At 59.1% G+C, this 15099-nt stretch carries 10 protein-coding genes; all 10 read left to right on the forward strand.

The window, feature by feature from the left end:
• Positions 1-73 precede the first annotated feature (73 nt).
• The 10 genes from Q0899_RS02040 (at position 74) to Q0899_RS02085 (ending at position 14996) form a co-directional block, all read left to right on the forward strand.
• Positions 74-1546: an ABC transporter substrate-binding protein gene (locus tag Q0899_RS02040; protein ID WP_299190977.1), complete on the forward strand. Its 1473-nt coding sequence runs from the start codon at positions 74-76 to the stop codon at positions 1544-1546.
• A 21-nt stretch (positions 1547-1567) separates the two neighbouring features.
• Positions 1568-2515, forward strand: coding sequence for an ABC transporter permease (locus Q0899_RS02045; RefSeq protein WP_298292198.1), 948 nt, complete (start codon positions 1568-1570; stop codon positions 2513-2515).
• Entirely contained in the window at positions 2512-3324 is an 813-nt protein-coding gene (locus Q0899_RS02050) for an ABC transporter permease (protein WP_298292196.1), read from the forward strand. The genes Q0899_RS02045 and Q0899_RS02050 overlap by 4 nt, the downstream gene beginning before the upstream one ends.
• Complete coding sequence (locus tag Q0899_RS02055) at positions 3321-4916, forward strand: dipeptide ABC transporter ATP-binding protein (protein WP_299190978.1); 1596 nt, start codon at positions 3321-3323, stop codon at positions 4914-4916. Before Q0899_RS02050 ends, Q0899_RS02055 begins: the two co-directional genes overlap by 4 nt.
• A 13-nt stretch (positions 4917-4929) precedes the next feature.
• Positions 4930-5436: a GNAT family N-acetyltransferase gene (locus Q0899_RS02060; RefSeq protein ID WP_299190979.1), complete on the forward strand. Its 507-nt coding sequence runs from the start codon at positions 4930-4932 to the stop codon at positions 5434-5436.
• Between the two features lie 84 nt (positions 5437-5520).
• On the forward strand, positions 5521-6492 hold the full coding sequence (locus Q0899_RS02065; RefSeq protein ID WP_299190980.1) for a cupin domain-containing protein: 972 nt from the start codon (positions 5521-5523) through the stop codon (positions 6490-6492).
• Between the two features lie 204 nt (positions 6493-6696).
• Positions 6697-9957: an Ig-like domain-containing protein gene (locus tag Q0899_RS02070; protein ID WP_299190981.1), complete on the forward strand. Its 3261-nt coding sequence runs from the start codon at positions 6697-6699 to the stop codon at positions 9955-9957.
• Positions 9958-10084: 127 nt separating this feature from the next.
• Positions 10085-11395 (forward strand): TolC family protein, encoded by a 1311-nt coding sequence (locus tag Q0899_RS02075; protein WP_299190982.1) that lies wholly within the window; start codon positions 10085-10087, stop codon positions 11393-11395.
• The gene (locus tag Q0899_RS02080; protein ID WP_299190983.1) at positions 11392-13827 is read left to right on the forward strand and encodes an ATP-binding cassette domain-containing protein; all 2436 of its coding nucleotides are present in this window, start codon (positions 11392-11394) and stop codon (positions 13825-13827) included. Before Q0899_RS02075 ends, Q0899_RS02080 begins: the two co-directional genes overlap by 4 nt.
• Positions 13827-14996, forward strand: coding sequence for an HlyD family efflux transporter periplasmic adaptor subunit (locus Q0899_RS02085; protein WP_299190984.1), 1170 nt, complete (start codon positions 13827-13829; stop codon positions 14994-14996). Before Q0899_RS02080 ends, Q0899_RS02085 begins: the two co-directional genes overlap by 1 nt.
• Positions 14997-15099 lie beyond the last annotated feature (103 nt).

Below are 15099 nucleotides of genomic sequence, written 5' to 3' on the forward strand. Positions count from 1 at the left end.
ATTACGGTCCGTTTCCCCGTCAGTCTTGAACCCGTGGCGCGGGGCTGCGCGCTGATTGCCTGGGAGAATTGTCATGAACCGTTCATTGTTTGGAAGCGCTGCGGCTGCGGCATTGCTGGTCGGGTTTGCCGCGCAGGCGGCTGATGTGACAGTCGGGTTGCAACTGGAGCCGCCCCATCTCGACCCAACATCTGCCGCTGCGGGCGCAATTGACCAAGTGCTTTATTCCAATGTTTTCGAAGGGCTTACGCGGTTTGGCTCTGACGGGTCGGTGAACCCCGGGCTGGCCGAGAGCTGGATCATATCAGATGATGGGCTGGAATATACGTTCAAGCTGCATGAGGGGGTGAAGTTCCACGACGGTTCTGATCTGGATGCGGGGGACGTGGTGTTCTCGCTTGATCGCGCGCGGGCGGAGGATTCGACCAATGCGCAAAAAGCGTTGTTTGCCAATATTGCCGGCGTCGATGCCGTGGATGCAACAACGGTCAAAGTCACGCTTGCCAAGCCACAGGGGAATTTCCTGTTCAATATGGCGTGGGGCGACGCCGTTATCGTGGCGCCGGAAAGCATCGACACCATCAAATCGAACCCGGTCGGCACCGGCGCATTCAAATTCGGGGATTGGAAGCAGGGAGATTCAATTTCCCTCGAGAAGAATGCTGACTATTGGGGCGAACCCGCCAAGCTGGATAACGCAACATTCAAATTCATCTCTGACCCAACCGCCGCCTTCGCTGCAATGATGGCCGAAGACATTGACGCCTTCTACGTCTACCCGGCGCCGGAAAACCTGGTGCAGTTTGAGGCGGACCCGCGGTTCACCGTTCTTGCTGGCAACACCGAGGGCGAAACGATTATGGCGATGAACAACAAATTGCCGCCCTTCGACAATAAGCTGGTGCGCCAAGCGGTGAGCCACGCCATCGACCGATCCGCTATTATCGATGGAGCGATGTTTGGCTATGGCACTCCCATCGGGACGCATTTTGCGCCGCATAACCCGGCCTATTTGGACCTGACCGGCAATTCGGAATACGACCCCGAGAAAGCAAAGGCTTTGCTGGCAGAGGCCGGGTTCCCGGATGGGTTCTCCACGACGTTGAAGCTGCCCCCGCCGTCATACGCGCGCCGCGGCGGAGAGATCATCGCCGCCCAGCTTCGTGAGGTGGGGATCGAGACAGAGATCAGCAACCTGGAATGGGCGCAGTGGCTTGAGCAGGCATTCAAAGGCTACGATTACGGCTTGACCATAGTCAGCCACACGGAGCCCATGGATATCGGCATCTATGCGCGGCCGGAATATTATTTCCAGTATGACAACGCTGACTTTCAGAAGCTGATTGCAGATTTGGATGCCGAGAATGACCCGGCCAAGCGCACAGAAATGCTGCATATGGCGCAGACTATCATTTCCGAGGATTACGTGAACGCCTATCTGTTCCAGCTGGCGCAAACGTCAGTGGTGAACGCAAAGCTGAACGGCATCTGGGTCGATGCGCCCACGCAAGCGGTTGACCTGACCGCTGTGAGTTGGTCCGACTAGAGGCGGGCGTGGCTGCACCAGGTGCTGCGCTACGCATTGATAAGGCTGGTCTCGCTTTGCGTGTCATTGATCGTGGCGAGCCTTGTCATATTCTTCACGCTTGAGGTGGTGCCCGGGGACCCGGCCTCCTTCATGCTTGGGATCAATGCGCAGCCGGAAACGTTGGATGCCCTGCGCGACGAGCTGGGACTGAACGAAGGACGGTGGCAGCGGTATACCAGCTGGGTCGGCGGTTTGCTTACCGGCGATCTTGGCACCTCCTACACATACCGCTCGCCTGTGTCCGAGATTGTGGCCGAGCGGTTGGTGATTTCATTGCCTTTGGCGCTCTATGCGCTCAGCCTGACAGTGTTGATTGCGTTTCCGGTAGGGATCATCGCCGCAACGAAACGCGGCTCGCTGACCGACATGTCGGTGATGGGTGGCACCCAGCTGGGCGTGGCGGTTCCAAACTTCTGGTTTGCCATGATCATGGTGCTGATCTTCGCGATCAATCTGCGTTGGTTTTCGGCGGGCGGCTTTCCAGGGTGGGAGGCTGGGTTCTTTCCGGCCATGAAGGCGCTGACCTTGCCAGCCATTTCATTGGCATTGCCGCAGGCATCGATCCTGGCGCGGGTGATGCGGTCCTCGCTGCTGGATACTTTGTCAGAAGATTACATCCGCACCTCCCGCGCCAAGGGGCTGACGAAGCGGCAGGCCTTGCGCCGGCACGCGCTGCGCAACGCGCTTATCCCGGTGCTGACGATCATCGGGCTGCAGTTCTCCTTCCTGCTGGCGGGCGCGATCATCATTGAAAACGTGTTTTTCCTTCCGGGGCTGGGGAGGCTGGTGTTTCAGGCCATTTCCCAGCGCGACCTAATTGTCGTCGAAAGCGTGGTGATGTTGCTGGTATTTGCGGTGATCGTCGTCAATTTCCTGGTTGATCTGGCCTATGTCTGGGTGGACCCAAGGTTGCGGGGGAGAACATGAAGACTCTCGTCTTAGGCCTTGGCATCACGGCCGTTTTTGTGGTTGCAGCTTTGGTGTCCTTTTTCTGGACGCCATATGACCACACCGCGCTTGAGATCACCAACAAGCTGAAATCCCCGACGGCGGCGCATCTGTTTGGTACGGACCATCTGGGGCGTGACATCCTGTCGATGATTATGGTCGGCGCGCGCACATCTATTGCTGTCGCACTTGTGGCAGTGGGTATCGGTATGGGGCTTGGCGTGCCGTTGGGGCTGACGGCGGCGGCGTGGCGGGGCAGCATCCTTGACGAGATCATCATGCGGTCCAACGATTTGATCTTCGCCTTTCCGTCGCTCTTGATCGCCATCATGATCACAGCCGTTTGGGGGCCTTCTGCCACCAATGCCATCATCGCGATCGGCATCTTCAATGTCCCGGTCTTCGCGCGGGTCACACGTGGCGCGGCATTGTCGCTTTGGACGCGTGACTACATTTTGGCCGCACGGGTCGCAGGCAAGAACGGCGCGCGTATCTCGGTAGAGCACATTCTGCCAAACGTCATGAACCTGCTGATCGTGCAAGGGACCATTCAGTTCTCGCTGGGCATACTGGCAGAAGCGGCGCTGTCCTATGTCGGCCTTGGCGCTCAGCCGCCGACGCCCAGTTGGGGGCGTATGCTGGCAGATAGCCAAACGCTATTCATGCTGGCCCCGCATATCACCCTGTTCCCTGGCTTTGCGATCTTGCTGACGGTGCTGGGTTTGAACCTGGCGGGCGACGGACTGCGTGACTTGATCGACCCGAAACTGCGGAAGGTTGCCAGATGAGCCTTCTACAAATCCGCAAGCTGAGTATGGCAATCCACGGGACCCCGATCCTGAAAGATGTCTCATTGGAGATCGCAGCAGGCGAAATCCATGGCGTGATTGGTGAAAGTGGCTCCGGCAAGTCGATGACGGCGTTCTCCGTCATGCAGCTGCTGCCGGATGGGGCGGCATGCTCCGGGCAAATCCTGTTGGACGATGTGTCCGTGCTCGATGCTGGCGAGGCCGATCTTTGTGCGATGCGCGGCGATGCCGTTGGCATGGTCTTTCAGGAACCGATGACCGCGCTAAACCCGGTCATGTCCATTGGTGATCAGGTGGCAGAGACCATCTTGATCCATGAAGACGTCTCGAAGGCTGATGCTATGGCACGCGCTCAGGCTGCATTGGAGCGGTGCGAGCTGCCTGCTCACAAGTTCCCCATGGCTCGCTTCCCCCACGAGCTGTCGGGAGGTCAACGGCAGCGCGTCGTGATTGCCATGGCAATTGCGCTGCGCCCGAAGTTGCTGATCGCCGATGAACCCACCACGGCACTGGATGTCACGACGCAGGCCGAAATTCTCGACCTCATTCGCAAACTGGTGGATGAAGACGGCATGGGGGTGATGTTGATCACCCACGATCTGGCCGTGGTCACCGGTTTGGCGGACCGTATCAGCATCATGAAAGATGGTTGCGTGGTTGAGCAGGGCGCGGCTGCCACCCTGCATCGCGACATGACCCACCCCTATACGAAAGCGTTATTTGCCGCGTCCGCTCATCAGCCCGATCGCAACGAACGGCCCGGTGAGGCGCCTTTGTTGCAAGTGGAGGGGCTTGTGCGCAGATACTCTTTGCCGCGCAAATCGCTCTTTGGCCCCGCGCAGAGCTTCGAGGCGGTTGATGACGTCAGCTTCGAGGTCAAGAAGGGCGAGAGTCTTGGCCTTGTGGGCGAAAGCGGATGCGGCAAGTCGACGTTGACGCGTGCCATTTTGGGCCTTGAAAGAGTGCAGGCGGGCAAGATTTTCATGGAAGGTGTGCCGGTTCTCTCTGGTGGGCGGGTGCAAACTTCGGTGCGACGCAAGATGCAGGTCGTCTTTCAAGATCCATACGGCTCCTTCAATCCTCGTCACCGGGTCGGCCGGTTGGTGAGCGAACCTTTCTTTCTGCACGGACGCAAGGCAAGTGCTGTCGAAATCGACGAAGCGCTTGTGTCAGTTGGTTTAGCTCCGCACGATAAGCATAAGTATATACATGAGTTTTCGGGCGGGCAGCGGCAGAGAATTGCGATAGCCCGCGCGCTTATCATCAAACCCGAATTGATCATTTTGGACGAGGCTGTTTCAGCCCTGGATGTCTCTATCCGCGCGCAAATTTTGGATCTGCTCGCAGATCTTTCTACGCAGTTTGGACTGACCTATTTGTTCATTAGCCATGATCTGTCTGTTGTCCGGTCCATCACAGACCGGGTGCTGGTCATGAAGTCCGGCAAATTTGTGGAGGAAGGGTCTACGGAAACGGTCTTTGAAAACCCTGCACATCCCTATACCAAGTCGTTGATTGCGGCGGCACCAAGATTGCCGGATATGGATGATATGCAAGGTGTAACACCCTGAAATACTGAGGTTAATGGTGGCAGATAATTGGCAATTGGCGCTTCTGAACGAAGCTGCGGACGGCGCACGGGTCCTAGATTGTGCGCAGCGCGCACGCGACTACATCTTGCTTGAGGCCGGACGGGAGCCAGATGCAACCTGGGTTACCGGATATTTCAACGATATCCCGCCAGGTCGAACCAAAGAGGATATTTTGGTTCTCGGGATCGAACAGGTAGACGGCTCGCTTACCGGGCTGCTTGGCATGGCACCGGGATATGAGACACAATCCGAGTGGTATATCGGTCTGCTGTTGGTGGCAGAATCGGAGCGGGGCAACGGCCTTGGCGCGACCGTTTTGAAGGAAGTCGTGGCACTTGCAAAAGCGTCAGGTGCTCAAACCCTGAAAGTTGCGGTGCTGACAAAGAACGCGGCAGGCCTACGGTTTTGGGAACGGCACGGGTTCGAACACCTGCGGGACGCACCCGATGACGGACAGGGTGATGGCCATGACCGGGTTGTTCTGCAGCGTCGGCTCTGATTTGCCAGAAGAATTGGCTTGAATACGTATTCTGTGAGCGTAGGGTACCTGTAATCTGCTGCTTGCGCTCAAGGAAGAACTGTTATGACGCCTGATGAAATGAATGCCCGCATCGTCCGCTATGGCGATCTGATTCCATGCAAGACGGCGTTCATTGACGCGCACACGCCCGGCAGCGACCAGAAAGAGAATTTTACCATAATCGGCGGGGGCGTGTCAGAGAGCCCAGATCAGCACGTTCACATAGCAGACAAGATTGGGTTCAATATCGGCGCGGCCGGACAGCCGCCCAAATGCCGCAATTCGCTGCATTCCCATCGCACGGCAGAGGTGTTCTTCGTCCTAAAGGGTCGCTGGCACTTTTTCTGGGGGCGTTGGGGGGATGCGGGTGAGGTCACGCTTGAAGAGGGTGACATCATCAACATCCCCACCGGCATTTTCCGTGGGTTCGAAAATATCGGCACGGATTACGGGATGATTATGGCCATTCTCGGCGGGGATGATGCCGGCGGCGGTGTGATTTGGGCGCCGCAGGTGATCGAAGACGCGCAGGATCACGGCCTTGTTCTGGGTGAGAACGGCAAGCTGTACGATACAAAGCAAGGTGTGGCGCTGCCCGACGGTGTGTCGCCCATGCCGTTACTGTCGGACGCCCAGCTGAAAGACTATCCCGAGCCAACGACCCTCGACGTCGTCCCACATTACGTCGCGCGGTATTACGACATGATGGCGCTGTCCGACCGCCAGCCAGCCAAGGTCATCGGGCCCGATGCCATGTTGCGTGACCGACCCGGGTTTGACGTCGAATTGCTGTCGCGCGGTTCATTGGGGGCAGATCGCTATAGCGTGCCAACCAATGAGGTGCTGATGCCGATGCGCGGACACTGGAAACTGACCTGGGAGCAGGGGGAGGCCGTGCTGAACCCAGGCGATACCTGCGCGGTGCCTGCTGATCTGCCCCACAGCCTGACACCGTCAATGACCGGCGAGGCATCCTGTTTCCGCATTTTGGGAACAGACGACCCTGCGGGCGCCACGATGACGCTTTCAACCTAGGGCCAGCATCACAAACCGTAACATTAAAGACTCACCGCGCGGTATCAAAGTAGTGGGGGACGTCAGTAACTGTGTTTTCCCCGCACTGCCACCACTAGATAGGCCATTTTTTGCTTGGTTTCTGACCTCACGTCAGGTTACTGTCCCTTCAATCATAATAAGGCACGCGTAAAAATGCGCGGCCATTGAGGCGGAGTAGTAGTAATGGATGCGATTGAGTTCGTAGTCCGCGGACAGGATGGCAACATCCGTCGCGGCGTTTTTCAAGACATTGATGGCCAATCTGCAATGAACGTCGGTGTGGGCGAGGATGTCTCGCTTAACATTCGTCGGTATCAAGCAGTGGGCTACACGCGAGAGGGCAACACTTTGGTGGTTGCTCTTGCTGACGGCCGCAGCCTGCGGCTGAATGGATTTTTCGAGGGCAATAACGAGCTCTATATTTCGGCAGATGGTCAACTGACAGAGGTGGCCTTGTCCGAACATGCCGGTGGCATTGATGCTGTGTATCAAGAGGCGCAAGCCTTCGGTAAGTGGAGCCCGGACGACGCGCTGTTTTTCACAGGCGGGCCTGATGTCGACACGATCATTGCGGCAGATGCCGCAGCGGTGAACGAACAGCCGACGATGCTTGCAGCCCCAATTCTCGCTGGTCTAGGCGGTTTGGGTGGCGGCGGTCTTGCCGCAGGCGCCGCGCTTGTCGGTGTTGGCCTTGTTGGCACCGGCGGCGGTGGTGGAGGCGGCGGCGGAGGCGGCGGCCTTGGCGACACCACGCCCCCTGATGTGGCCGTGACTGAAGGCACCATCTCCGTAAATCACGTCTTCAATGGTGAAGACCATGGCGACGGTGTTGAGATTGCCGGTACGGGCGAGCCCGGCGCGGCAATTGTCGTGGTTATCGGCGATGCCGAGCAGGAAACGGTCGTCGCTGACGATGGGTCTTGGTCTGTCGTGTTCCCAACGGCGGATGTGGCCGGCGGTGAGCGCGATCAGGAAATTACGGTTACGGCGACGGACGCAACCGGCAACTACACGATGCTGACGGACACAATCCGGCTGGACACCATCACCACGGTTGAGCTGAGCGAGATTGATGGCGCTGTTGCATCCAGCAACACGGTGATCAACGCCGAAGGTCATGCCAACGGCGTCACGATGAGCGGGGCTGGTGAGCCCGGCGCGTCAATCACAGTTGAAGTGGCTGGCGGGCCGTCAGCAACCACGACAGTTGCGGATGATGGCACTTGGGCTATCAACTTTACGCCGGGCGAGATCGCGACTGGCGAATACGAGGCGGGCGTTACAGTCACCGCAATTGATCTGGCAGGCAATTCTGCAACCACAACGCAGACGATGGTTGTCGACACGATCAGCAATGTATCGATCACCGGTAATTCTGCAGGTGCGGATGGGGTGGTCAACTCTGTCGAGAACACCGCGGCAACGGCCATCGTGGGGGCGGCGCAGGCCGGATCCAGCGTGGTTGTAACGGTAACGGGACCAAATGGAAATGTGCTGGGTACTCAAACAGTTACCGCAAATTCTTCAGGTGAATGGCAGGCCAGCTATGCGGCGGGCACCTTCCCGGGCGGCGAGTATGATGTCAGCATTACCGCTGTCGCAACCGATGGCGCGGGTAACAGCTCTTCCACTTCGGCGACATTGCCGATCGACACCCTGACAAATGTTGAGCTATCCGCGATTGACGGCGATCTGGTGAATTCTGGCGCAGTCATCAACGCGGCGGAGCGGGCCGACGGCGTGTCCATGTCGGGCACTGGCGAGCCGGGCGGTGCGGTTGTCGTTACGGTTCCAGGCGGCGGCACGGCCACGACCACCGTTGGCAGCAACGGCCAGTGGTCTGTGAACTTCGCGGCGGGCGATATCCCGGCGGGCGAAACCACTGTCCCTGTAAGTGTCAGTATCACCGATGCGGCGGGCAATACCGCCTCTTCAACCCAGAACATGGTCATCGATACCGTGACCACCGTTGATATCACTGGCAACAATGCTGGCACAGACGGTGTCTATAACAACACCGAGGCCGGGCGCACGGTCACGTTGAATGGCACCGCGCAACCAAATGCCTCTGTCGAGGTAACGCTGACCAGTGACACCGGCGCGTTCCTTGGAACCACAACGGTCGTTGCAAACGGTGCTGGGCAATGGGCGGCCAACTTCTCTGCGGGCAGTTTGCCTGGTGGTGAATACGGCGTGAATGTCTCTGCGCAAGCCACTGATGCAGCAGGAAATACCGCGACTGACACATCGACATTCCAGGTCGACACGGTTGCCGATATCTCTGTCAATGACGGCTCCCGCGACGATGGCGGTGTCATCAATATTGTCGAGGCAGGCAACGGTGTGACCCTGACCGGCTCAACCGATCCGAACTCAGTTGTCAGCGTGAACTTTGCGGGCAGCATGCGGACGGTGCAATCCGATGGTTCAGGCAATTGGGCGGCGACGTTCTCGTCCTCCGATATCCCGATGGGTGTGGAGACGACCTTGCCAATCACCGCCAGCTTCACGGACGCAGCAGGCAATACTGCCACGGCGACCGGCACGGTCGGCGTAGACACGATCGTGCGCAATCTAGGTGTGTCAGCAGCGACCGGCGACGGCGTCATTGACGCGCAGGAGGCAGGCGCAGGCTTTACCCTGACCGGCACAACTGAGCAGGGCGCACAAAGCGTAACGGTCGCCTTCGGGTCAGGTCAGCCGCGCAATGCGGTTGTGGATGCGGCGGGCAACTGGTCGATCACATTCGCCCCGGGCGACATTCCCGAAGGGGAGTACGACACCGACATCACCGTTACGACGGTTGATATCAACGACAACGTCGACAGTGTCACCAGCCCGGTTCGTGTTGATACCGAGGTGCCAGAGGCGCCAATCGTCATTCGCTACGTCGAATCGACGAACGGCATCAACGATGGCTTGCAAGGCATTTCCACGGAGCTGACGGACGACATCAGCGGCATCAGCCAGATCAACGCTGCTGGTCAAGTGTCCAACGTCGGCTACCAGTCGCAGACATCCGCGTTTGGCGGCGGTCGTTTGGACTTCGAGTTTGACAACACCATCCCGAACGGCGCGAGCCTGGTTATCCAGGCGGAAGACTCTGTCGGCAACCAGAATGACACATTGCTTGTTCTGGAGGATGCGGGGACGAACACCGTGAACATTTCGTCTCCCGCGCTGGATCAGTTCGACATCGGCGCGATTGACCTCAGCATTGCGGAAGACAGCAGTCTCACCATCTCGGAAAGCGATCTTCTGGCTATGTCTGGCGTCAGCGACACATTGATTGTCCATGGCGGCACAGACGATGTGGTTAACGCGGCCGGTGCAACCTTTACCGGGGCGACCGAAGTGATCGGCAATCAGGTTTATAACGTCTACTCGCTTGGCGAGGGCAGCCTGATCATTGACAGCGAGATCACGGTCAACCCAGTCATCTAAAAACACGAAGATCGCCCGCCAAGTCTCTGATTTGGCGGGCGAACCACCAACAAAAAACAACAGAATAATCTGGGTAAGTGGTGTGAATACGGGGCGGTTAACAAAGAACATAATGCTGAGTGTCGGCGTGTCTGCAATCCTTGCAGGCTGCATGGGGACCGATCTCGCAGAAACGACGCGCAACGCTTTTTCGGGCGCGTCACCAGACAAGCAAGCGACATCGGACGCAGCGAAGGCCCAACCGGCATTAGCTGGAGGCACGGGTGGTACGGGCGAGAATGCCAGCTCTCTCATCATCGACGGTCTGTTGGACCGTCAGTCTGTCTTGGGCTCGGGCAACAGTTACTCGAAGGTCGCGGGCGCCGTCCTGGCGGCCAACTCCCGCGCGGCCGAGGCTGAACTGCGCAGCGCGAAACTGCGCGCGCAGGCCGCGTCCAAGAACTGGTTGCCGACGATAGGGCCGAACCTGTCTTTGACCTCCCTTGGGGAGGTGGTTGCGGGCATGTTGATAGATCAAGTGCTGTTTGCCAACGGGCGCAAGAAGGCCGAGCGCCAATTCGCAAAGGCCGATGTCGAGGTGGCCGCCGTCGTGCTGGCTGAGGACACCAATGACAGGGTGCTGACCGCCTTGGATCTTTACATTTCAGCTGAAGAGGCGCGAGCAAAGGCGCGGGCAGGCGATGACGTTCTGACGCAGATGGAACGCTTTGCCTACATCATGCAGCGTCGCGTTGAAGGTGGCGTATCCGACCGGGCTGACCTTCAGGTCACCCGCCAGAAGCTGGCTGAGATCGAAAGCAACCGGGCGTCGGATGCCCAAGCTGCAGCGACCGCCGTTGCAGAATTGAACGCTATGTCGCTGACCCCGCTGGACGGGGTGCGTGGCCTTGCCGCCATCAAGACGCCGTCGGCGACGGCGAAGCCCCTGGCTGTGTTGAAAGCAGAGGCGGAGCGAGAACGCGCCGTAGCGCAGGCCACGATCGACCGCTCTGGCTTCCTGCCCACCGTCTCGGCGCGCGGCAATGTTGCGAAGGGCGGTTCGTCAGCCAGCATTGACGTGGCCGCCGAAAATCCCATCGGGTTTGGCACCGGAGCCAGCCTGAAGGCCATTGAGGCCGCTCGCGAAGCGGCCAGCCGGAAGGTTGATCAGGCCGATGAAGACAGCGCGCGGGTACTGCGCCGACTGGAACAGCAGCTTATCGCCCTTGAGCAGAAGCAGGCCAGCTCTGAACTGCTGGTCTCGCAGGCCAATGAAAACCTCGCTCTGTTTGAGCGGCAATATAAGGCGGGCGTCCGCCCGGTGATGGACGTTGTGCGGGTATATGAAACCAAGGTGCGGGTAGAGCGCGAGCAGATTGGTTACGCTTTCAAAGCTGCGGCTGTGCGGTTGAAGGTCGCCGCTGAGCTAGGTGTTCTTGTGGATGGAGCGGACATATGAGCGCTCCTGTAGTTGCGTTTGACATGGCGCGGGCCAAAGCCGCCGCTGCACCGGCGCCATTGGACAAGTCCGAGGCAACGCAGACCCAGCACAAGAAGGTGCCGGTCATCCGGTTTGAACCGCCGAAACTGACCGATCCCAAGCCGGGGTTTGAGGTGACGCCAGACGCGCAGAGCGGCAAACCGCCCGTCATTGTGATGCCGTCACCCGCCACCAAGGTAAAACCTGCGCCAAAGGCACCTTCGCCAATTGTTCTGCCGGACATTCAGGCTGCGAATGATGCCGCACCAAGAGACACCAATCCGCCAAAGCGGCAGCGCGCCCGGGCTGATCTGGCCGCGACATATGCCGGCCTGCTGGGCGTCGATTTGCTGGCTGCTGACATCCTTGATGCGGCGGCCGACACCGGGGCTGGCGCCGCCGAGCTGACCACGGACGTTTTGGCAGAGGCATTGACGGCCCTTGGGTTGACGGCACGGGTCAGCAAGTCAAAACCGGCCCCCGACCTTTGGCCGGCCATGGTGGAAATGACGACAGGCCAAATGGTTCTGGTGATCAGCCAAGACGGCACAATGTTGACGCTGCTGGACGCCACCACTCCCGACAAACGCACTGAGGTCGACATCGCGGAATTCGCCAAAGTTGCGACCGCAAAAATACTCTGCGCGGTGACAACGATTGAGCAGGTTGAAGACCGCTATCAGATCGCCAACGTCAAGTCACATTGGTTCTGGGGCGAGTTCACCAAGTACCGCCGCTATATCGCCGAGATTGCGCTTGGCTCTTTCGTGGCGAACATCCTGGCGGTCGCCGTGGCGCTGTTCTCCCTGCAGGTCTATGACCGTGTGATCCCGCACCAATCTCAAGCCACCCTGTGGGTGCTGGCCATCGGTGCTGTCGGCGCGCTGGTGATGGAAGCTGCCATCAAAATCGCCCGGTCCCGGCTTATGGATGGGGCAGGCCGTCAGGTCGAACTGGCGGTGCAGAAAACCCTGATGAGCCGTTTGCTTGGTATGCGCGGCGGACAGAAGAACATGACGCCGTCGGGCACGTTCTCAGCCATGCGCGAGTTCTCGTCTGTACGGGAGTTCTTTACGGCTTCGACCATCGGGTCGCTGACTGACATCCCGTTCATATTCGTATTCCTGCTGCTGGTGGGGTCTATCGCTGGCAACCTTGTTTGGGTGCTGGTTCTTGGCGGCATCCTGATGGTTCTGCCAGGGTTCTTTCTGCAAAGGAAGATGACACGCCTGACTGAAGAAACCCAAGGTGCCTCGGTCAAGGCCAGCCGGTTGCTGCAGGAGGCGATTTACGAGGCCGACACGGTAAAAGCCAACCGTGGCGAAGACCGTTTCGCCCGCATTTGGGAAGAGCTGACCACACTGTCGGCGGTCAAGTCCTCTGAACAACGCAAACTGGCGGCAACACTGACCTTCTGGTCGCAAGGCGTGCAGCAGGCCACCTATGTGACCGCGGTCGTAGTTGGAACATTCCTGGTGTTTGCGGGTGAATTCACTGTCGGTTCCATCATTGCCGTCGGTATCCTGACGTCGCGGACATTGGCGCCGCTTACCCAACTGGCGGGCACCATGGCGCGTTGGTCGAATGTGAAGACGGCTTTGACCGGTCTGGAAGCGGTCGCCGTATCCGAGCAGGACCATGACGCCACGCGGACCTATATGCGCCGGGAGACATTGGATGGCCGCTTTGAAATGCGCGACCTGATCCATCGCTATGACGATGACAGCGCGCCGGTGCTTGATATCTCCGGGGTGGCGATTGAGCCGGGCCAGCGGGTTGCGGTGCTTGGGGCCAACGGGTCCGGAAAATCAACAATGCTGAAACTGCTGACCGGTCTTGTGTCGCCGGATGCCGGACGCGTGACGATTGACGGCATTGATATGGGACAGTTGCACAATCGCGACCTGCGGCGCGGCATCGGTTATCTCGCCCAAGACGTGCGCCTGTTCCAGGGCACGTTGCGCGACAACCTGAACCTTAGCCAGCTGGAGCGGGACGACACCAGATTAATGGATGCGCTGTTCTTTGCCGGTCTTGGCTCGTTTGTGCAGAACCATCCCAAAGGTCTGGACCTGCCGGTCCATGACGGCGGGGCAGGGCTGTCGATTGGCCAGCGTCAATCCATCGGCTGGGCACGCCTCTGGCTGGCGGATCCGCGTGTTGTGTTGCTGGACGAGCCGACGGCAGCCTTGGACCAGACGCTGGAGACCACACTGGTGTCACGGCTGGAAACATGGCTGGCAGGACGCACGGCCGTGATCGCGACCCACCGGATGCCGATCTTGTCACTGACCGACCGGGTGCTGATCTTGCAAAACGGCAAGCTGGCGGTAGACGGCCCGCGCGACGCGGTGCTGTCACACATGAAATCGGCGCGCGCCGAGGCGCAAGGCAAGAAGGAGACCGCATAATGGCTGTCATCGATGCAGGGTTCAGCGCGCAGATGCGTGCGCCAAGCTGGACGATCCGCATGGTGATCCTAACCGTCGCGTTGTTTGTGGTTTGGGCGGCGTTTGCCTCCCTCGACGAAATCGTGCGCGGGGATGGCGAGATGGTATCTTCGTCGCGCCCGCAGATCATTCAGAACCTCGAAGGCGGCATTCTGTCCGAGATGCTGGTCAGCGAAGGCGACACGGTCAAGCCCGGCGACGTGCTGGCACGGTTGCATGGCACGCAATTCTCGACCGCCGTGGATGACCTGCAGGACCAGATTGACACGTTGGAGGTGCGTCAGATCCGGCTGGAAGCAGAGCTGGAAGGGCGGTTTGACTTCAACGTTCCGTCGCATCTGGCGCAACGCCAGCCCAACATGGTGGCGTCCGAGATGGCGTTGCTGCATGCACGCCAGTCCGATTTTGAGAGCCGCACATCCGGTGCACGAAACGTCCTGCAGCAGGCCGCCAAGGAGCTTGCCTTGCTGGAACGGCTGCTGGACGAAGAAATCGTATCTCTGATCGAGGTGACCCGCGCCCGCAAAACGCATGGCGACGCCGAGGCTAAATTTAACGACATCGTGACCAAGGCCGAGTTGGACCGGGCGGGGGAGTATTCCGACACGTTGAAGGAATTGGCGACACTGCGGCAAAACCAGAAGATTTCGCGCGACCAGTTGGAACGCACCGTGATCCGCTCTCCGATGGCGGGGATTGTGAACAACGTCTCCGTCTCCACCATTGGCGGCGTGATCCGCCCTGGCGAAGAGATTTTTCAGATCATCCCGCTGGACGAGGAGCTGTTTGTCGAGGCCAAGGTCAAACCGCAAGACATTGGCAGTATCCGCCTGGGGCAGGCCGCCACAGTGAAGCTGTCGGCCTACGACTACACGATCTACGGCTCACTAGTGGGGGAGGTCATGGTGATCTCTGCCGACACGTTCAAAGACGAACGCGTTGCGGATGGTGACCCCCATTACAAGGTGACGTTGAAGCTGGACACGGATGCGATGACCCACCGGCAGCGCAACGTGGCCCTGCGGCCCGGGATGCAGGCCTCCGTCGAGTTGCATACTGGTGAGAAAACGGTTTTGCAGTATTTGACCAAGCCGCTCTACAAATCCCGCGAGGCGCTGCGCGAAAGATAGGGTTTGCGCCGCGCATTGCGCGTCGCGATGGTGGGGCTCCGCCCCACACCCCGTTTCTCTTGGGGCTCTGCCCCAAACCCCGGGATATTTTAGAACATGGAAA

Source organism: uncultured Litoreibacter sp., from assembly GCF_947501785.1.
GTDB lineage: Bacteria > Pseudomonadota > Alphaproteobacteria > Rhodobacterales > Rhodobacteraceae > Litoreibacter.

Bases quoted from the DNA above. Each gene is read 5' to 3' on its own strand.
- Q0899_RS02040 (WP_299190977.1), top strand. From the start codon at position 74: ATGAACCGTTCATTGTTTGGAAGCGCTGCGGCTGCGGCATTGCTGGTC.
- Q0899_RS02050 (WP_298292196.1), top strand. From the start codon at position 2,512: ATGAAGACTCTCGTCTTAGGCCTTGGCATCACGGCCGTTTTTGTGGTT.
- Q0899_RS02055 (WP_299190978.1), top strand. From the start codon at position 3,321: ATGAGCCTTCTACAAATCCGCAAGCTGAGTATGGCAATCCACGGGACC.
- Q0899_RS02060 (WP_299190979.1), top strand. From the start codon at position 4,930: ATGGTGGCAGATAATTGGCAATTGGCGCTTCTGAACGAAGCTGCGGAC.
- Q0899_RS02065 (WP_299190980.1), top strand. From the start codon at position 5,521: ATGACGCCTGATGAAATGAATGCCCGCATCGTCCGCTATGGCGATCTG.
- Q0899_RS02070 (WP_299190981.1), top strand. From the start codon at position 6,697: ATGGATGCGATTGAGTTCGTAGTCCGCGGACAGGATGGCAACATCCGT.
- Q0899_RS02080 (WP_299190983.1), top strand. From the start codon at position 11,392: ATGAGCGCTCCTGTAGTTGCGTTTGACATGGCGCGGGCCAAAGCCGCC.
- Q0899_RS02085 (WP_299190984.1), top strand. From the start codon at position 13,827: ATGGCTGTCATCGATGCAGGGTTCAGCGCGCAGATGCGTGCGCCAAGC.